The following is a 16929-nucleotide window of genomic DNA, read 5'->3' on the forward strand; positions in this document are numbered from 1 at the left end:
TATATCGCTCCATCCGAGGTTACTCACCGCATGCCGGCGTTTCGATATTCGCCGCCGTCTTGGCCTCCTCGTACGAAAAGCGGCCGATTTGTTTCACGCGGGCAAAAAACTTATGAAATCGTTCGTTCGGGTAAGCATGTTCTTTGTACTGTTCAATGATGTCCGCCACAATGGCCACCATCTCTTCCGGCGGGATGCCTTCCGCGACGAGCTGGCCGGGATGGGCGTTGCGGCCGACCGTTTTCCCGCCCAAAAACAAATCAAATTTCCCTTTCCGGTACACAAGCCCGATGTCTTCGTGCACCGCGCCGTAGCACGCCATCCCGCAGCCGTTGATGCCAAGCTTCAACTCTTTCGGCAGCGCCATGCCGCCAAACCGGCGCGCCAATTCCTCCGCGTATGGAATGGCGTCTTTTTTCTCTCCATCGCAAAAGTCGCATGCCTTCACCGTCAGCACATCACCAACCGGCATCACCATCAGTCCGACAGCAGCGAGCCGATCGACAAGCCCTTTTGGATTCTCTGTCACCCGCTCGATTTTGATATAATGATCCGGCGTGTACGTCATTTTCCCGTCCGGTCCGACCGCTTCGGCAAGCGCGATGAGCTGCTCCGGAGTAAACTGCTTGTTGGCCACCCCTGGGCTCACTGCCGCTTCGAACAGCACGGCGGACGCCTTCTTTGTCGTTCTTCTTTCCAATGCTGCAAGCGCGTCCTCCGCTGTTTCTCTCACCCGATGCAACAGAGCGGATGACGGCCGGTTTTCCGTTTGGACGAATGGCTCCTCCGGCAGCGGAAAAGCGGAAGCTGCCGGCGCCAATCCAGCTTCCTTCGCGGCCGCGTCCACAGCCGGCGGCAAAACCGCTACGGCGGCAAAACCGCGGTCTTTCTCGTCGCCGAAAGCGGAGGCAGCCGCGGCAAACGGCCGAAACGCTTCTCCGTTTTCTTCGTCCGGCTCTCTCAGCGGCTTCGTCTGGTCGAGCGCCCATGGCTCCGCCTCTTTGCGCAGCCGCTCATGCGGCTTGAGCGGCTGGACGGCGGCAGTCAACTGGTATTTGCGCTGGTAGCCGCGCGGCGTGATCATGAGCCCGTCGTAAACAAAAGTCGTCGAGTTGCCGATAATGACCGTCGTCAACATGCCGATTTCATGGTCCAGCATATGCGCCAAGTCGGTGAGGACGATATGCTGACGCTCGCGATACGCGCTTTTTACCAGACCGACCGGGGTCTCCGGAGACCGGTGGCGAAGCAGGATGCGCTGCGCCTCCACAATCTGCCGAGTGCGCCGCCCGCTTTTCGGGTTGTACAGCGCGATGACAAAATCGGCCGCCGCCGCGGCGTCAATCCGCTTTTCAATCAGCTCCCACGGCGTCAAATGATCGCTCAAACTGATCGTACAGGCATCGTGCATAATCGGGGCGCCAAGCAGCGCCGCGCACGAATGAATCGCGGAAATGCCGGGGATGACTTCGACTTCAATCGGACTCGCTTTCGTCCACCCTTTTTCGATCAACACTTCATACACGAGCCCCGCCATGCCGTACAACCCGGCGTCGCCGCTGGAGATGACGGCAACCGTTTTGCCGCGCTCGGCCCACTTCACCGCCGCTTGGGCGCGGCTCACTTCTTCGGTCATGCCCGTGCTAATGATCTCTTTTCCAGCAATGAGATCGCGCACAAGTTCGATGTACGTTTTGTAGCCGATGATGACGTCGCTTTCTTCAATCGCTTCCCGAGCCCGTTTCGTCATATGGTCGACGCTTCCCGGGCCGAAGCCGACAATGAGCAATTTGCCGCTCATCATGATCCCTCCTTTTGCCGACTAGCACCCATTTTTCACACTCCATTCGCCGCTCATGTCCCTTTCACGGCGCAACACATCGGGGGACGATCTTTTCCTCTGGCCGCCATGCTTGCCAAAGCCGCACGAACAGCGGAACATCCAAGCGAATGTCCAACAGCTGCTGACGGTCGGCGAATACGTCTTCGGGCGCCCCTTGCATCACGATCCGTCCTTCGTGCATGACCGCGACGACATCCGCCCACTGCCAGACGAAATCCATGTCATGGGTGGCGATCAACACAGTCGTTCCCGCCTGGTGAATGGCGTCAATTTGTTTGAGAAACTGCTTTGTCTGATGCTGATCCAAATAGGCGGTCGGTTCGTCCAATACGAGCAAGTCCGGCTTGGCCGCCATCGTACAGCAGAGCGTCAGCCATTTTTTCTGTCCGAGACTGAATTGATGGGTCGGGCGGTCCAGCCAAGATTGAAGGTGGTATTCCGCCGTAATCGCGGCAAGCGCCTCCCTCATTTTTTCTCGATCGATTCCGGCATGGACTAAGCTGATCGCCAATTCATCACGAACGAGCGGGGCGAGGATTTGATGCTCCGGGTTTTGAAAGACGATGCCGACTTCACGCCGCCATTGCGTCCAATCAGCGCCGCGTTCATACATGTTGCGCCCTTTCCAATACACCGCTCCTTCCTGCGCCCGCAGCAGCCCGTTCAAATGAAGAAACAACGTCGTTTTGCCGCAGCCGTTTGGCCCGATCAAGGCGCATTTTTTTCGCTCTGGAATTTCCCAATCAATCCCATTCAGCACGTACCGTTCTGCTTGATAAGCGTATTTCACTCGTTCCATTCGCAGCAGCAACGTTTTCACCCTTTCCGCCATGCCCACCCAAGCAGCAAGGCCATGATGATGCCGGCCGCAACATCGACAAGAGGCACATGCGCTTTTTCCCGCTGATGCGTATGCCCAGCCGACGCGACGCCTCCACGCGCCGCAAGCGAACGGCTGAACGCTTCATACGACTGCCACGTTTTCATCCATAGTTGGTACATCAGCATCCCGCCATGCCGCCAATACGTTCCCCCGCTGCGGGCCCGCAACGCCAGCATCAGCTCTGCGGCCGCCTGCTCGAGCAAAAAGATAAAGCGATACATAAGAAAGCAAAGTTCCACGAGCGCCGCCGGCAGCCGCATTCGCCTCAGCACCGCAATCAAGTCCGGCGCCGGCGTCGTAATGAGAAGGAAAAACAAGCACGACCAGGCGGCAAGGGAGCGGACGGCGAGCTTTGCAGCCGGCTGCAGCTGGCTGTCGATGAAAGTTATTTGAAAAGGAACCGACACGGACACAACGAGCGTCAGCAGGCTGAGCCCTAAAAAAACGGAGGCGGCGAGCATCGCTTTTCCATACACGGAAAACGGCACTCGTGCACGAGCGACAATCCAATACGCCATTCCGATGAGCACAAGCCATTGTTCGCGCCAGCCGCCCATCATGACAACGGCAAGCATAACAAACGCCACGATCAGCTTCCACTCCGCCCGCCATGCCCGCAGCCGGTTGTCATACGCCCAACGGTCAAACTCGCGAATCATGGCTGTTTTTCCGCTCCGAACGCCCTTTGTACAACCCGACGACGTAGCCGATCACGCCGGCGCCAAGCGCGGCTTGCAGCGAGAACAGAAGCGTTTCGACTTCGCCGCCTGGAGGGGTGAAGATCGACTCAAACCACGGCCGATAATGCGGGTTGAGCGTTTGAATGGCTTTTTCCGCCTGATCGTCCGTTCCACCGAATTCCGATCCGCGCGCCCACCAAAGAGGAATGATGACAAGCAAAGCAGCCAGCAACACGAGCAAGCCATTTTTCTTCATCGCATTACGCCTCCTTTTCCTTTTGGAACAGCGGAGAAGCTTGATAGGAGGAAAGCCAGTTCCAGACGATTACCGTTATGATGCCTTCCGTCACCGCCAACGGCACTTGAGTAATGGCAAAAATGCCGGCGAATTTCAAAAACGAGGCGGTGACTCCCCCATCAGGAGACGGAAACGCCAGGGCAAGCTGCAGGGACGTCATGACATATGTAGCCAAATCAGACAAACAAGCGGCAAGAAACAAAGCCGCTCGATTGGATACCGCCCCTTTTCGGCACAGTTGATACACTCCGTACGCGACGAACGGGCCGACGATCGCCATCGACATCGCATTGGCCCCAAGCGTCGTCACTCCTCCGTGGGCAAGAAGCAGCGCTTGAAAGAGAAGAACGACTGTGCCGATCACCACCATCACCCATGGTCCAAACAAAACCGAGCCGAAGCCGATCCCGGTCGGATGCGAGCTGCTGCCGGTGACGGATGGAATTTTCAACGCCGACAATACAAATGTAAACGCGCCAGCTAACGCCATCAGAAGCTTATGTTCGGGGTGCTGCTTCAGCGTATGCACAAGCCGCCGCAATCCGAACACAAAGAACGGCAAAAACAACAGCCACCAAAACAGCGCCCATTTGACAGGCAAAAATCCTTCCATAATGTGCATGGCATACGCTTCATTTTCATTCGTCAACAAAAAATAGGAAACGAACAAAGCCGCCATTTTGCTCCATCGAACCGCTCTCTTCATTTATCCCTTCACTCCTTTCGCAGCATGTTCCGTTTTCCGTTTTCCGCTTGGCGCCTCCCGTTCGCCGGCTGGCGTCAACACCAATTCGCCTTCGTATTCATACGTCGCCCACTCCCGCATCGGAACCCCCTCACCCAAATGAGCGCGCACAACCTCCTTCGCCCGCTCCGGCGTTATCTGTCGATACCAGACGCCTTGCGGATAGACGATCATCACGCACGCGTCTTGGCATCGTCCGTTGCAGCGCGTCCTTGTTGTATGGACAGCGTCGTCAAGCCCGAGACGGGCGATCTCCTCGCGCACCGCCGTTGTCACATCATCCCCGCCATGGCGGAGGCACGTCCCTCCGTTGCAAATGAGCACATGATGCTTCATTCCCCGCAAATCCCATGTCGCCACCGAATCCCCCCTTTTTGGCTAGAATGATAGAATTTAGACGCAGACAGACGGGCAGGTTTTCGGCAAAAGAAAAAGCACCTCTACAGCAGAGGTGCAGAAAAATGTATACGAAAGCCGTAAACGGCCCAAACAGGCCCAATGCAGCCATCATTCTCCCGCACGTCTGCCTATAGTCCCGTAGGCATCCGTCCGATCCAAACAAGGCAGGTCTCCTGACTTAGGATCATCGCTTGACGGCGTCTTCCCGAAGCATCCTTCAGTGACTTGTTGCCGCAAAGCTCCCCATCACAGTGGCGGGCACCGTGCCGGATTTTCACCGGGCTTCCCTTTTCACCCAAACCCTAGAGCAGGCTTAGGCACCTTGTTTGTCTTACCGCCATATATGCGCTGTCATGGAACAAGCATCTGTTTTCATCGTAGTACAACCAATGCGTTGCCGTCAACCGTTTTTTGCCGACCAATCTTCGCGGGCGACGACAACGCCGTCGGCATCGGCGTACACGTATGCGCCCGGCTCCCAGCGGACGCCGCCGAACTCGAGCACAACGTCGCGGGCGCCTTTTCCTTCTTTTTTGCTTTTCACTGGGCACGTGCCGATCGCCATGACCCCAAGCGGCATGCGGCCGATTTCCGCCGAATCGCGAATGCAGCCGTGGATGATGACGCCGGCAAGCCCCCGGTCGCAGGCGATTTGCGCCAACCGGTCGCCTAATAGCGCCACGCGGCGCGAGCCTTTTCCATCGACCACGAGCACCGTCCCCGGCAGCACCGTCTCGAGCGCTTCACGGACAAGGACGTTGTCCTCAAACACGTCGACCGTCGCGATCGGCCCGGAAAACATCCGTTTTCCGCCGTACGATTGAAACGAAAGTTCGCACACTTGCAACTCATCTAAACATTGATCGCATAAATCAGCTGTTTTCATGATCCTCTCCCCTTTCGTTTTTTTCATTCGCCACCATTCGTCAAAATCCTGCCGACACCACATTTTTTTGCGGCGCTGCTTCTGCTCGGGCATCGGATGCGTGTCCTTGCGGGGCCGCTGAAAACGATAAAAAGATGTTCTCGTCCCCGCTTTCCGGCGAACGAAAAAACGGCCCCGCACAACATGGCGGAAGCCGTTTTGGCCGCCGGGACGAACGAGCCCCGTCCGGCGATTCAGCTGGGCTAGCTGGATTCGAACCAGCGCATCACGGAGTCAAAGTCCGTTGCCTTACCGCTTGGCTATAGCCCAACGTTTTGTTGTCGTTTACAGTATGCGACATGATGGTGCACGTTATGCATCAACCTGAATATTCTTTTGCTTGATGTGCGACACTATCGGTACAAGCACCCTTTCCCCACTATATCACCCCGTATTCCCCTAATACTTGTTTTCCTGATATGATACTGGAAGGGAAGAGATGTCTATGCGCCGGATCACGGTTTTTCGCATCTATCTTTGCGCATTGTTTTTGTTATCGCTGCCGATCGTCTTAGCGGCCGCGGCTGCCTGGCAGCCACCCAGCCAGCCGAAAACCGCCGTCATCGCCCACCGCGGCGCGTCCGGACACGCGCCGGAGCATACGCTCTCATCCTACCGCCTCGCCGCCCGCATGAATGCCGATTATATCGAAGTCGATGTGCGCGCAACGAAAGACGGGAAGCTCGTTGCCCTGCATGATGCGACGCTCGCCCGGACGACAAATGTCGAAACGGTTTACCCACACCGGTCGCCATGGCGGGTCAGCGATTTTTCATTGCGTGAGCTCAAAAAATTGGATGCCGGATCGTGGTTCGATCCACGCTTTGCCGGCGAATGCGTTCCGACGCTTGATGAGGTGGTTCGGATGCTGAAAGCGGAACGTGTAAACGTTCCGTTGTACGTCGAAACGAAACAGCCCGGCATCGAACGGGCGGTCGCCCGCCTATTGCAAAAACACGGCGTTCTCCAGCGCGGAAGCGTCATGTTTCAATCGTTCCATCCAGAAAGTTTGCAGGCGCTCCGCCCGCTCATCCCGCGCGGCGTCCCGCTCATTCAATTGGTCGGCGAAAAGGAAGCGCGAAGTGGCCGCGACGAGCTGTTGCAACAAATCGCCGTCTATGCCGATGGCATCGGCTTGCCGCTCCCAGCCGTCACCGAAGAGTGGGTGCGCGCCGCCCATGGCCGCGGGCTCATGGTTCACGTCTATACCGTCAATGAACCACACGATCTCGCTCGCCTATGCGCCATGGGCGTGGACGGTGTGTTCACCGATTATCCAGACCGCCCTGGCCGCATTGCCGCCTGCCGTCGTTTGCCCCGTCATTGACCCGCCTTCAGGGAGCCAGGGGGAGCTTATTTTTTACATAATGTTATTATGGTTACCCGTGGTGCTAGATAAACTTGGGCAAGCATAAAAATAGCCCTTGCTGGCGGATCTCCTGTAGAATGAAAGTGCGACCTGCCATTCGAAAGGAGAATCCCCATGCAAGAGCACTTTCATTTTACTACAGATCGGGCCCAAGATTCAAAAGCAATATGCCGCCATTTTCGTTTTTGTTTCTGCTCAACTGTCATCGATTCAGATGTACCTACAGCGTCGCAACCGCCATTTGGTCAAACAGGAAGACGCCGTGGTCATCGCGATTCATCTTTTAGGAAAGTTGCTCGGTTTTACTTCTGAACGGGCGTGGCATCGTTTTGTCACGGGAAATTTGTTCACAAACGGCTCGTTTCTCGAACGTTCCCGGTATAACCGCCGTTGCCGGGCGCTTGGCTTCGCTATCAAATGGATCGCCGTCGTGAGCAAAACGYGGCCAACATCATGCCTATGCCGTCGTGGACAGCTTGCCGCTCCCATTGTGCCATACGGCAAGAATGCATCGCGTCAAACGGTTTCAAGAGATCGCCGACATCGGGTATTGCGCTTCCAAAAAGCAATGGTACTACGGGTTGAAGCTGCACCTTCAAGTGACCGATCAAGGGCTGCCAATGGGGTATGTGGTGACGGAAGCATCTTGCCACGATCGAATCGCAGCCGAAAGCGTGATGACCCAAATTCCCCACCCGTATAACTTTGGGGACAAAGGATTCATTAGCCGTGACTTGCAAAAAAGGCTGTACGAAGAATACCAAATGGCGCTTTGGACTCCGTCTCGAAAAAACCAGAAACATCGTGCGTCTGAGACATGGGAGCAGTGGATCCAACAAAAACGCAAAGTGATCGAGACGGTGTTCTCGGTTCTGGTTGACCACTATCGCATCACGGGGATCCGAGCCAATTCGATTATCGGATTTGAAGTGGCACTAGACGGTATATTGTTAGCTTATTCCCTGGTTACACTTGGGCTAGTTGAGCGCTAAAGCTCAACTAGCACCACGGGTATGAAAAAATAGTTTCCCAATCCCTCTGTCCGCTCTTTCCAATGGCAGAGCGCCATCACCGCATACCGCTTCACCCGGCGCACAAGCAGCGCCCATCCGAAACAAAACAATCCAACACCAAATGCAATAAACAGAGCTCCCGACACCTGGTACACCCCGCGGGCGAAAAACGCGGACACAATAAACGCTGACAGCGCTGCAGCTCCCATAGCATAGTGAACGGGGGCCGTCTCGACAAACTGGACCACCATATACAGCGCCACCGCCGCTGTATACACCGGCACCCACCACATTCCAATTCAGTCTTGAATGCGATCGTGCGTCATTGTTCTCCCCTTTCGTTGCCATACGTTGAGATGATGATGCGACTGTTGTCCATAAGCGGCGAAAACGATTCCCCTCTCCGACAGCACACATTCACGTTTCAGCAGACGGGGCAAGCACCGGAAACCTGAGCCTCTCTACATCCAAAGCGATGTGGTGAACGTCCAATCGAAAAAAACGGGTGCCGCTACACCCGTTTCGCAAGCAGCCGCTCAAGCCCCGCCGCCACCCCATCTTCTTCGTGGGAGGACGTCACCATGTCGCAGATGGCTTTCAGCTCCGGCTCGGCATTGTCCATCGCCACGCGATAGCCTGCGACCTTAAACATCGACAAATCATTATGGCTGTCGCCAAAGGCGACCGTGTCGCGCACATCGATGCCGTAATGGGCGGCGAGCTGTTTGAGCGCCTCGCCTTTTGTCGCCCGTTCGTTGTTCATCTCAATATTGTGCGGGTGCGACGAGGTGACCGTGACACCACGGAGTGCGGCGAATCGCGACGCTGCATCACGCAGCCGCTCGCGGTCGAGGGCGAAAATCAGCAGCTTATACATCACCGTCTGCGGGTCGTCCCACACCGTGCGGATGTCATCAACATACATCACCCGCGCCTGCTGGAACTGCTTGTTCACGAGCCACTTCACCTCTGGCGCCGCATCGGCCATCCCGGAAGCGAGCGCCTCCCATTGGGCGCGGTTGTGCAGGCCGACATAGACCGCATCGCCCGTGTACGTCTCGCAATACAAATCGGACTGTTCGCGCACCCACTCAAGCGTCGGACGGACGATTGTCCGCTCGAGCGGCGCCTCGCTGATGACCGTGCCGTCTTCGAGCGAAACGACCGCGCCGTTTAAGCTGGCAATCGGGCAGATAATGCCCGCCTCGCGAAGCGGGGCGAGCGCGTCTTTGCGCGCCCTCCCTGTCACGACGGCGACGATGTGGCCCTGCGCCTGCGCTGCGGTGATGGCCGCCCGGTTTCGTTCACTGATTTTTCCTTCCCTGTTTAATAGCGTTCCGTCCATATCGAGTGCAATCAACATGTTCATCCCTCTTTCTGCGTCGTGCAAAGCGCTCTTAGAAAAACGGAATCCTGGCAGAAGCAGCGGGCTAGTGGAAAGCCGGAAATTCCTGCGCTTTTCACTCCGTACCCCAGCGCCTGCCCCCATCATCTCCTGTTCGGCATCACGATCGGCTTCTTCTTAGAATTCCGGTGAAAAACAGTTGCCACGCGCAAATCAGCGGCATTTCACCAAAAAAGAAGACTGATTTCGCAAGGTTTTCTAATTAAGAAACAACCGGAACTAACAGTGTTTTCTACTAAATCACTAGACCTTTAGATCGCAAACTGTTCAAACAATTCCCTCACTTCATCGGAACGAGGGGTTGGGCCTGTGCTCATATTCACACCCAACTCGCGCAAAAGCGGGGCCAGCAGCGGACCGTGTTCCTTTGTGACGCGCACATGGCTCGGTACACGCCCGAGCGCGCGAGCAAATTCAAGAAAACTTTGTTGCAGCGTCTTCGCCTCCAGCTGGCCGCGAAACACTTGGTGATGCAAAATGACTCCGCTCGCTGCATCGGCAGCCAGCGCCAGCAGCGGAAAATACGGGCGCTCCCAGCGTCGCTCCTGAATCGGCTTGTTCACATAAGCGATCGAAAACTCCGCAAACAGCGGGGCGCGATCGAGCGCCTTGACCTTTTCCAACTCGTCCGTTCCGATTTCAAGCACCGGTGTTTCCTTTTTCTTCGCCTTCGGGCGCGACACCCAGCCGTCGCGCCAATGAAGCCCGTCTTCTCTCCGTTCGGCAATCCGGGCAAACAATCGGTTGCCGCGAGCGGACAAAGCTAGGGACAGCTCGCCATCGCGCAGCCGCTCGGCGACAACGACCGCTTGTTCCAATGCCATAGCCGCCCATGCCGCTTCCTGTTCCGAAAGAAACCATGGATAATATCCAGGGGCAAAACTGCGGAACATCGGCAACAGCTGTTTTCCACTCACAGGAATGTGATACTTCCGCAACATCGCTTTATCGTCTCTTTCCAAGTCGTTTCGGGGCGCGAACGACACGAGCAATGCGCGCTCTTTAAACACAGCGTCTTTTGGATGCAACGTTCCAGATAAAATATCTTGCAAGCATGCATACCCTTCCTCACCGATGTAAATGACAAGGTCGTACTCCTGGCCAAGCGCCCCGATCACCGTACAATACAACGATTCCCCATCAGGAGTCACCACGGCAAAAATTTGATCATCGTCCATCCATGTCCACGGGGCCAAGTCCCTGTAGGCGAGCGCTTGATCGAACAGCGTTTTCCATACATCCTGTTCCACTTCTTCGACTCTGCCTTTGCTTGCGGCTCGTTTCGTTTTTTTCGCCTCACCTTCTTCCTTCACCACTTTTCGTTGAAACGGGGCGAGCGCCACATTCACGTTCGCCGTCAGCTCCGCTGTGCTCATCTCTTCCTCTATGGCTTGCACTTCTCCCCAGCTGTCCTCTTTCAAACCCACTCGCACGGCCTTGATACAGCACGGATACAACGCGTCGGGAACTGGATCGACGATCTTTTCCAAAACGATGTCATGCTCCCACATATCTCCAAAATCATACACGTATTGGGCGCGGTCGCCTTCTTCGACAAACCATTGCCCAATCCTTTCCTCCCGCTCATCGTAATCGGCGCCGTCCCATCCAGCCGCTTCGTTGCCGATTTCAATGCCCAGCCGCGCCGTTCCGCCGACCTTTGTCATGTAAAACGTATGCAAATGTTGGTCCATCCAGCCGAATGCGGCTTGCAACACGCGATGCAGCTCGGCGAACGTCATCTCCCCCGGCACAAGCAACCGACGCCAAATGGGAGGGCGCGTATGCTTCAATTGCACTTTGAGTTGATAAATCATTCTCTTCTTCCTTTCTCATTGTCTTGTCCTCTATTATAACAGATCAACGGAAACATGATGAAATCTTCCCTCTTTTCGTAGTATAATAGATGAAAAAATTCTCAATGAAAGCGAAGGGGTGTGCATGTGGATCGTGTATGCTTTGTTGGCGGCGGTGTTTGCGTCGCTGACATCGGTGCTGGCGAAAATCGGCATTGAAAACGTCAATTCCCATCTCGCGACCGCTATTCGCACCGTTGTCGTGCTCGTGCTCGCATGGCTGATCGTCTGGATGACAGGCGCCCATCAAGGCGTCAAAGTGATCTCAACGAAAAGCTGGGTGTTTCTCTGCCTCTCAGGAGCAGCAACCGGATTGTCGTGGCTTTGTTTCTACAAAGCAATCCAAATCGGCGATGTCTCGCGCGTCACCGCCATTGACAAGTCGAGCTTGGTGCTGACGATCTTGTTTGCGGCGATGTTTCTCGGCGAACCGCTGTCCGCGAAAGTGGTAATCGGGGTGCTGCTCATTACCATCGGGACATTGATCATGATGTTTTAGCCAGCCGCCTTCTCAATCGTTTAGCCTGTTCTTCTCGAAATATTGCCGCCATACTCAATTTTGGCAGTTTTCCATCAAGCCTATAGACAGGACAATCCAAAAGATGTTACGATAAATTTTATAGTGACCTAGAGCTTTTCTCCGCCCTCCGCATCATTTCGGCATAGATGACAGCTTTTGGGATCACTTTATGAAATAAGGTCTTCGTTGCGACCAAGAGTGTGTGAATGGCTTCACCGCTGCTTGTCAAACGGAGAGTAGTTTGAAAGGAGATCACTGAATGAATGATTTTCACCCGTTCGGCTGGTACGCGGCGAAAATGGCCCCGCATTTGCCGAAAAAAGCGTTTCAACCCGTGAAGTCCCGCTTGTTTGGAGGTCTGGCTTATGTAGGGCTCGTCATCGCCGGCATCCTCGCTGTGTCCCTTTTCCACCTCCATCCTGTATGGAACCTCCTCATCTCGGTTGTGCTTGGTTTCAGTTTTGCTGCGTTAGGATTTTTAGGACATGAAATTTTGCACGGCACCGTCGTCCGTACACCATGGCTGCGCGATCTTCTCGGAGCGATCGCCTTTTGGCCGCTTTGCACCGGTCCGAAGTTGTGGAGAAAATGGCATAACGCCAGCCACCATGTGCATACCCAGCATGAAGAAAAAGACCCGGACGCGTGGCCAAGCATGGAGAAATTAGCGAAAAGCCGCCTGCTCTCTTGGGTATACCGCATCCCGTTTCCGATTCGCGCGTTTTTCTCGTTTAGCTCCTTGTCGGTGATGTTTACCCTTCATTCGGTGCGGATGCTTTTTTACTTTTTCAAAGACTTTCGCCGGAAGAACCGCGCGGTTGTCCTGTTTCAATTTTTCTTGCCTTGGGCGACATGGCTCGGGCTGTTATGGCTTGTCGGCTGGGAAAAATGGCTGTTCGCCTTTTTGCTTCCGCTGCTCGTCGCCAACACGATCGTCATGAGCTATATCGCAACCAACCATCGTCTCAATCCGTTAGTGCCGGTCAACGATCCGTTGGCGAACAGTTTGTCGGTCACCGTGCCAAAGTGGGTGGATATCCTTCACTTCCACTTTTCGCACCATACTGAACATCATCTCTTTCCAGCGATGAGCTCGAAGTACTACCCGCTCGTGAAAAAACACATCAAACAAATGTGGCCCGACCGCTACCACGAAATGCCGATGGGAAAAGCGTTGGCCGCCCTTTGGAAAACGCCGCGCGTCTACTACGAGCACAACGAGCTCATCGAGCCGAAGCAAGGCCATGTGTACGGCACGCTCGGCAATGGGCTCAACCCCGACCGGATTGTGCATCGCGAGCTGGAAACGGAAAAACAGCCGCGCGCAGCCAAAAAACGGGCAAAAACAAAAAAAGCGGCGGGGAAAGAGAATTTGTAGAAAGGATGGGCTTTGCGGCCGTCCGCCTCCTATGTGGATCAAATAGCAGCGAAGAGGGGAAAAGAGCGCTTTTCTTTCGGCAAACCTGCGTTTCCGTTTATATGTGCACAACCAAAAGGTGCCCCGTCTGCGGGACACCTTTTTCCTTTTCACTGACGGCATTGGTCAATGCAAGCGACCAACCTTTTCTCAATATCTTCCGAGATTTCCTTCAACGCCGGCTCGTTCACCATGCCAACAAGCATTGTCGGCTTCGGCATGCCGATTTTCGTTGTGCCGTTCTCTTGATAGACGAGTTTGCACGGCAAAAAGTAACCGACCAACAAGTTTTCATTTCACACCCGCGCCGCTTCTTGCGGGTTGTACACTTCGAAAATGACCATCGGCGTGGAAAAATCAAGCCCCTTTTCTTGCAGCTTTTCGGTCACGCTGAACCGCCAGAGCACGCCAAACCCTTCTTGTTTCAAGTTCTCTTCCAAACGCTCGATCGTTTCGTTCATGCCCGTTGACACGTCAACCGTGTAATGGAACATCGTTCCTTCTTCCCTTCGTTATGTTTTCCCGTTGTTTAGCATGCTCAAATCGATCGCTCACCATCACGCAGAAAACGGACGGCGACACATGATCAGTTCCAGCATTCACATGTCTTTTCCCGTGACCCGTCGCCTTTCAAGCGCTTCGATCATAAAATATCCACCCAAATTTTCACCGCCGTCGCCAAAATCAACACAGCAAGGATGACTTGCAGCACTTTCGTGTTTAGTTTTTGCCCCGCTTTCGCCCCTAGCGGAGAGGCAAGCAAGCTCGCGACGACCATGATGAGCGCCGGGATGTAATCGACTTGGCCGGTGGCGATTTTCCCGAACGTAGAGCCAATGGAGGAAATGAACGTAATGGCCAAAGACGTAGCGATCGTCATTCGCGTCGGGATTTTCAGGACCACGAGCATGACCGGCACAAGCAAAAACGCCCCCGCCGCCCCGACGATGCCGGACCCGACGCCGATCAGAAACGCCAAGGCGGCCGCCACCTCTTTGTTGAACGTCACTTGGTCAAGCGGAATGTCATCGATCCCTTTTTTCGGCACAAACATCATGATCGCGGCTAATGCCGCCAAGACGCCGTAAACGACGTTAATCGTTCCCTCGCTCATCAGCTTCGAGCCGTAACCGCCGACAAAACTGCCAACAAGAATGCTTGCGCCCATATAGAGAATGAGCGATTTGTTCAAATAGCCGCTTTTTCGATACGCCCACACGCCGCCGATCGTGGCGAAAAACACTTGCACCGCGGTGATTCCCGACACTTCATGGGCGCTGAACGCCGCCAGCCCAAACAACGGCGGAAGATACAGAAGCATCGGATATTTAATAATCGATCCGCCGATCCCCACCATCCCAGAAATAAACGAACCGACAAAACCGATGAAAAAGATGACAATGAGAAACGCGAGCGAAACATCCATCGATCATCCTCCCCTTTTCGTTTCAAAAGGGACGGGGCACGCCCCCGCCCCCTGTCAATCTGTGCCGCTTCTTTAGGCATGGGCATGATGCAGCGCGCAGCGGTTCGGGCCGATCTCAAGCTCCCGCTCTGTTTCGATATCCACGGTTTTGAGCCCGCGGTTGATGGCGACAATGTCTTCAAAGTTCGGCGGGGTTTCCGTCTTGGCGCTTTGGATGACAAGATCGATAAATTCGTCTTTCGGTTTGTTTTGCATCATCTCATTGCGGGCGCGAATGCGGCCCAACGTATCGCCGACATACCCCTCCGCGTTGATTTCTTCATCCAAGTTCGCGTAGTGCGCCGGCAAGACGATCACATCATCCGCCATGGCCGCCACTTTTTCATATACGGTGTGATACAAGTCTTCCGCCCATTCCGCCACTTTGCCGCCAAGGTCCGGCCGCCCGAGACCGCCGACAAAAATCGTGTCACCCGAGAACAGCCATTTGCCGTTGACAAAGAACGAGACGCTGCCTGGCGTATGGCCTGGCGTTTTCACGGCCAACACTTCCAAATGAACGTTTTCGAAGTCGATCGTGTCATGTTGCTCGAGCGGCTCGAAATCAAACACCGCTCCCTCGCTTTTCATCAAGTAGTACGTTGCCCCCGTTCGTTCGGCCAGCGCCTTGCCTCCGGAAAGATGGTCGGCATGCAAGTGCGAGTCCACGATATGCGTGATCTTCACCCCTTCTTGTTGGGCCACTTGTTCGTACACGTCAATAAACCGCAACGGATCGACGACAAGCGCTTCGCCGCCAGAGATGACCATATACGACAGGCATCCTTTGCCGACGCGGATGAATTGGTAAATTTTCAACTGATCATCTTCGTATACTTTCGCTTGATGGAGATGCTCGCTCCACGCCTGCATCCCGCCAGCGAGCGTATAAACGTTGTCAAACCCGGCTTCCGTCAGCTGTTCAGCGACAAACGCCGCTGATCCGCCCTTCGCGCACACGACGACGATGTCTTTGTCTTTCGGAAGACGGTCGACAATCGAGTCAACCCCATCAATCAATTCAAAATACGGCACGTTCAAATAGTCAAAGTTTTTCCCTTCGATTTTCCAATCGCGAAAATCGCTTTCGTTGCGGACGTCCAAGATGAACAGCGATTCTTTGTTGAACACCTTTTCCGTCATTTGTTGCACGGTCATTTCTTTCACCATATTAACATACCCCCTAACGTATATTTGATTGTTAAAAAAGGCCGCTCATTACGATTGAGCGGAATCAAGCGGCCCGTTCCATTGCGACATGCCGGGAACGACGTTGCGCACACGGTCAAATCCGTTTTCGGCCAGCTTTTGCGCAGCCAAATCGCTCCGTGTCCCTGTGCGGCACACGACATAAATCGTTTTGTCTTTCGGAAGTTCGGCCATCCGATTCTCGAGCTCCCCAAGCGGAATTGAAACGGCGCCCGGAATATGGCCAAACGCATACTCCGCCGGTTCGCGGACATCCAAGACAAACGAATCAGGATCGTGAAGTTTTTCTTGCAATTGTTCATTCGATACGACATGAGGGAATGCCGTTTCTTTGCGTGTTTCACTTTCTACTGCCTTGCGGATATAATGTTTCAAAACCCCATTTTCTTCAATCGTTCCTACATATTGATGCCCTGTGCTTTCCGCCCATGCTTTGATATCGGCTTTGGATCCCTTATCCGTCGCCTGCACTTCCAGCACTTGACCCGGTTGCAATTCATTGATCGCCTTTTTCGTTCGAACGATCGGCATCGGGCAGGACAGTCCTTTCGCATCAACGGTCATATCAACTTTAATCATGAACGAATCCCTCCTTACGGCTTATTCGACAGGCCCTTCCCAGGCGAGCATGCCCCCTGTCATGTTGACGACGCGGCAACCGCGGCTGTCAAGAAACTCCGCCGCACGGCCGCTGCGGCCGCCGGAACGGCAGACGAGAATGTATTCCTCATTTTTGTCCAATTCATGCATGCGAAACTCGATCAAACCGAGCGGAATGTTGACCGCTCCTGGAATTTTGCCTGCAGCGACTTCATCCGGCTCGCGCACATCGATGATATGAAGCGATTCTCCAGCTCGAAGCCGTTCTTCTACCTCTTTCGGCGTGATCGTTTTCATCATCA

General features: G+C 54.6%; 17 protein-coding genes, 1 tRNA gene, 2 pseudogenes and 1 riboswitch. Of the genes and pseudogenes, 4 read left to right on the forward strand and 16 right to left on the reverse strand.

Annotated features, from left to right (window positions below):
- Nucleotides 1–19 precede the first annotated feature (19 nt).
- The 8 genes from cobJ to AP057_RS08175 form a co-directional block, all read right to left on the reverse strand.
- Entirely contained in the window at nucleotides 20–1801 is a 1782-nt protein-coding gene (gene cobJ, locus AP057_RS08140; RefSeq protein WP_061580591.1) for a precorrin-3B C(17)-methyltransferase, read from the reverse strand.
- A gap of 64 nt (nucleotides 1802–1865) precedes the next feature.
- Nucleotides 1866–2663 carry an energy-coupling factor ABC transporter ATP-binding protein gene (locus tag AP057_RS08145; RefSeq protein ID WP_055358485.1) on the reverse strand — a complete coding sequence of 266 codons (798 nt, stop codon included), beginning with the start codon at nucleotides 2661–2663 and terminating at the stop codon, nucleotides 1866–1868.
- Complete coding sequence (locus AP057_RS08150) at nucleotides 2660–3385, reverse strand: energy-coupling factor transporter transmembrane protein EcfT (protein ID WP_055358486.1); 726 nt, start codon at nucleotides 3383–3385, stop codon at nucleotides 2660–2662. The genes AP057_RS08145 and AP057_RS08150 overlap by 4 nt, the downstream gene beginning before the upstream one ends.
- A complete protein-coding gene (locus AP057_RS08155) occupies nucleotides 3369–3662 on the reverse strand; it encodes an energy-coupling factor ABC transporter substrate-binding protein (RefSeq protein ID WP_011231298.1) in 294 nt (97 codons plus the stop codon). The genes AP057_RS08150 and AP057_RS08155 overlap by 17 nt, the downstream gene beginning before the upstream one ends.
- Before the next feature lie 4 nt (nucleotides 3663–3666).
- The gene (locus tag AP057_RS08160) at nucleotides 3667–4383 is read right to left on the reverse strand and encodes an energy-coupling factor ABC transporter permease (protein WP_230581405.1); all 717 of its coding nucleotides are present in this window, start codon (nucleotides 4381–4383) and stop codon (nucleotides 3667–3669) included.
- Between the two features lie 27 nt (nucleotides 4384–4410).
- On the reverse strand, nucleotides 4411–4809 hold the full coding sequence (locus AP057_RS08165; RefSeq protein WP_033016979.1) for a ferredoxin: 399 nt from the start codon (nucleotides 4807–4809) through the stop codon (nucleotides 4411–4413).
- Between the two features lie 184 nt (nucleotides 4810–4993).
- Nucleotides 4994–5188, reverse strand: a riboswitch (cobalamin riboswitch).
- Between the two features lie 60 nt (nucleotides 5189–5248).
- Nucleotides 5249–5734, reverse strand: a complete 486-nt coding sequence (gene rraA, locus AP057_RS08170; RefSeq protein WP_049626337.1) for a ribonuclease E activity regulator RraA — start codon at nucleotides 5732–5734, stop codon at nucleotides 5249–5251.
- A 237-nt stretch (nucleotides 5735–5971) separates the two neighbouring features.
- Nucleotides 5972–6043: transfer RNA gene (locus AP057_RS08175), tRNA-Gln, on the reverse strand.
- 175 nt (nucleotides 6044–6218) lie between these two features.
- On the opposite strand from AP057_RS08175, the gene AP057_RS08180 reads away from it, so the two are divergent.
- A complete protein-coding gene (locus AP057_RS08180) occupies nucleotides 6219–7100 on the forward strand; it encodes a glycerophosphodiester phosphodiesterase family protein (protein WP_200910061.1) in 882 nt (293 codons plus the stop codon).
- A gap of 156 nt (nucleotides 7101–7256) precedes the next feature.
- Nucleotides 7257–8134, forward strand: a pseudogene (locus tag AP057_RS08185) (IS982 family transposase).
- Here the strand turns inward: AP057_RS08185 and AP057_RS17855 are convergent.
- The 3 genes from AP057_RS17855 to AP057_RS08200 all read right to left on the reverse strand — a co-directional run bounded on the left by AP057_RS17855 (nucleotide 8131) and on the right by AP057_RS08200 (nucleotide 11377).
- Nucleotides 8131–8448: a hypothetical protein gene (locus AP057_RS17855; RefSeq protein ID WP_235468507.1), complete on the reverse strand. Its 318-nt coding sequence runs from the start codon at nucleotides 8446–8448 to the stop codon at nucleotides 8131–8133. The pseudogene AP057_RS08185 and the gene AP057_RS17855 overlap by 4 nt on opposite strands.
- Nucleotides 8449–8666: 218 nt before the next feature.
- The gene (locus AP057_RS08195) at nucleotides 8667–9518 is read right to left on the reverse strand and encodes a Cof-type HAD-IIB family hydrolase (protein ID WP_055358489.1); all 852 of its coding nucleotides are present in this window, start codon (nucleotides 9516–9518) and stop codon (nucleotides 8667–8669) included.
- Nucleotides 9519–9811: 293 nt separating this feature from the next.
- Nucleotides 9812–11377: a plasmid pRiA4b ORF-3 family protein gene (locus AP057_RS08200; RefSeq protein WP_055358490.1), complete on the reverse strand. Its 1566-nt coding sequence runs from the start codon at nucleotides 11375–11377 to the stop codon at nucleotides 9812–9814.
- Nucleotides 11378–11501: 124 nt separating this feature from the next.
- On the opposite strand from AP057_RS08200, the gene AP057_RS08205 reads away from it, so the two are divergent.
- Nucleotides 11502–11915 carry an EamA family transporter gene (locus AP057_RS08205; RefSeq protein ID WP_055358491.1) on the forward strand — a complete coding sequence of 138 codons (414 nt, stop codon included), beginning with the start codon at nucleotides 11502–11504 and terminating at the stop codon, nucleotides 11913–11915.
- Between the two features lie 280 nt (nucleotides 11916–12195).
- On the forward strand, nucleotides 12196–13314 hold the full coding sequence (locus tag AP057_RS08210; protein ID WP_055358492.1) for an acyl-CoA desaturase: 1119 nt from the start codon (nucleotides 12196–12198) through the stop codon (nucleotides 13312–13314).
- Between the two features lie 149 nt (nucleotides 13315–13463).
- Here AP057_RS08210 and AP057_RS08215 read toward each other — a convergent pair.
- From AP057_RS08215 to AP057_RS08235, 5 genes and pseudogenes are all read right to left on the reverse strand, one after another.
- Nucleotides 13464–13847: pseudogene (locus tag AP057_RS08215) on the reverse strand (DUF302 domain-containing protein).
- 149 nt (nucleotides 13848–13996) lie between these two features.
- A complete protein-coding gene (locus AP057_RS08220; RefSeq protein ID WP_055358493.1) occupies nucleotides 13997–14779 on the reverse strand; it encodes a sulfite exporter TauE/SafE family protein in 783 nt (260 codons plus the stop codon).
- A gap of 72 nt (nucleotides 14780–14851) precedes the next feature.
- On the reverse strand, nucleotides 14852–15988 hold the full coding sequence (locus AP057_RS08225) for an MBL fold metallo-hydrolase (protein ID WP_055358494.1): 1137 nt from the start codon (nucleotides 15986–15988) through the stop codon (nucleotides 14852–14854).
- A 48-nt stretch (nucleotides 15989–16036) separates the two neighbouring features.
- A complete protein-coding gene (locus tag AP057_RS08230) occupies nucleotides 16037–16606 on the reverse strand; it encodes a sulfurtransferase TusA family protein (protein WP_055358495.1) in 570 nt (189 codons plus the stop codon).
- 21 nt (nucleotides 16607–16627) lie between these two features.
- On the reverse strand, nucleotides 16628–16924 hold the full coding sequence (locus AP057_RS08235; RefSeq protein WP_055358496.1) for a rhodanese-like domain-containing protein: 297 nt from the start codon (nucleotides 16922–16924) through the stop codon (nucleotides 16628–16630).
- Nucleotides 16925–16929 lie beyond the last annotated feature (5 nt).

It is taken from the genome of Geobacillus sp. Sah69 (genome assembly GCF_001414205.1).
In the GTDB taxonomy this organism is placed as follows: domain Bacteria; phylum Bacillota; class Bacilli; order Bacillales; family Anoxybacillaceae; genus Geobacillus; species Geobacillus stearothermophilus.

Bases quoted from the DNA above. Each gene is read 5' to 3' on its own strand.
- cobJ (WP_061580591.1), bottom strand. From the start codon at position 1,801: ATGAGCGGCAAATTGCTCATTGTCGGCTTCGGCCCGGGAAGCGTCGAC.
- AP057_RS08150 (WP_055358486.1), bottom strand. From the start codon at position 3,385: ATGATTCGCGAGTTTGACCGTTGGGCGTATGACAACCGGCTGCGGGCA.
- AP057_RS08155 (WP_011231298.1), bottom strand. From the start codon at position 3,662: ATGAAGAAAAATGGCTTGCTCGTGTTGCTGGCTGCTTTGCTTGTCATC.
- AP057_RS08160 (WP_230581405.1), bottom strand. From the start codon at position 4,383: ATGGCGGCTTTGTTCGTTTCCTATTTTTTGTTGACGAATGAAAATGAA.
- rraA (WP_049626337.1), bottom strand. From the start codon at position 5,734: ATGAAAACAGCTGATTTATGCGATCAATGTTTAGATGAGTTGCAAGTG.
- AP057_RS08180 (WP_200910061.1), top strand. From the start codon at position 6,219: ATGCGCCGGATCACGGTTTTTCGCATCTATCTTTGCGCATTGTTTTTG.
- AP057_RS17855 (WP_235468507.1), bottom strand. From the start codon at position 8,448: ATGTGGTGGGTGCCGGTGTATACAGCGGCGGTGGCGCTGTATATGGTG.
- AP057_RS08195 (WP_055358489.1), bottom strand. From the start codon at position 9,518: ATGTTGATTGCACTCGATATGGACGGAACGCTATTAAACAGGGAAGGA.
- AP057_RS08200 (WP_055358490.1), bottom strand. From the start codon at position 11,377: ATGATTTATCAACTCAAAGTGCAATTGAAGCATACGCGCCCTCCCATT.
- AP057_RS08205 (WP_055358491.1), top strand. From the start codon at position 11,502: ATGTGGATCGTGTATGCTTTGTTGGCGGCGGTGTTTGCGTCGCTGACA.
- AP057_RS08210 (WP_055358492.1), top strand. From the start codon at position 12,196: ATGAATGATTTTCACCCGTTCGGCTGGTACGCGGCGAAAATGGCCCCG.
- AP057_RS08220 (WP_055358493.1), bottom strand. From the start codon at position 14,779: ATGGATGTTTCGCTCGCGTTTCTCATTGTCATCTTTTTCATCGGTTTT.
- AP057_RS08225 (WP_055358494.1), bottom strand. From the start codon at position 15,988: ATGGTGAAAGAAATGACCGTGCAACAAATGACGGAAAAGGTGTTCAAC.
- AP057_RS08230 (WP_055358495.1), bottom strand. From the start codon at position 16,606: ATGATTAAAGTTGATATGACCGTTGATGCGAAAGGACTGTCCTGCCCG.
- AP057_RS08235 (WP_055358496.1), bottom strand. From the start codon at position 16,924: ATGAAAACGATCACGCCGAAAGAGGTAGAAGAACGGCTTCGAGCTGGA.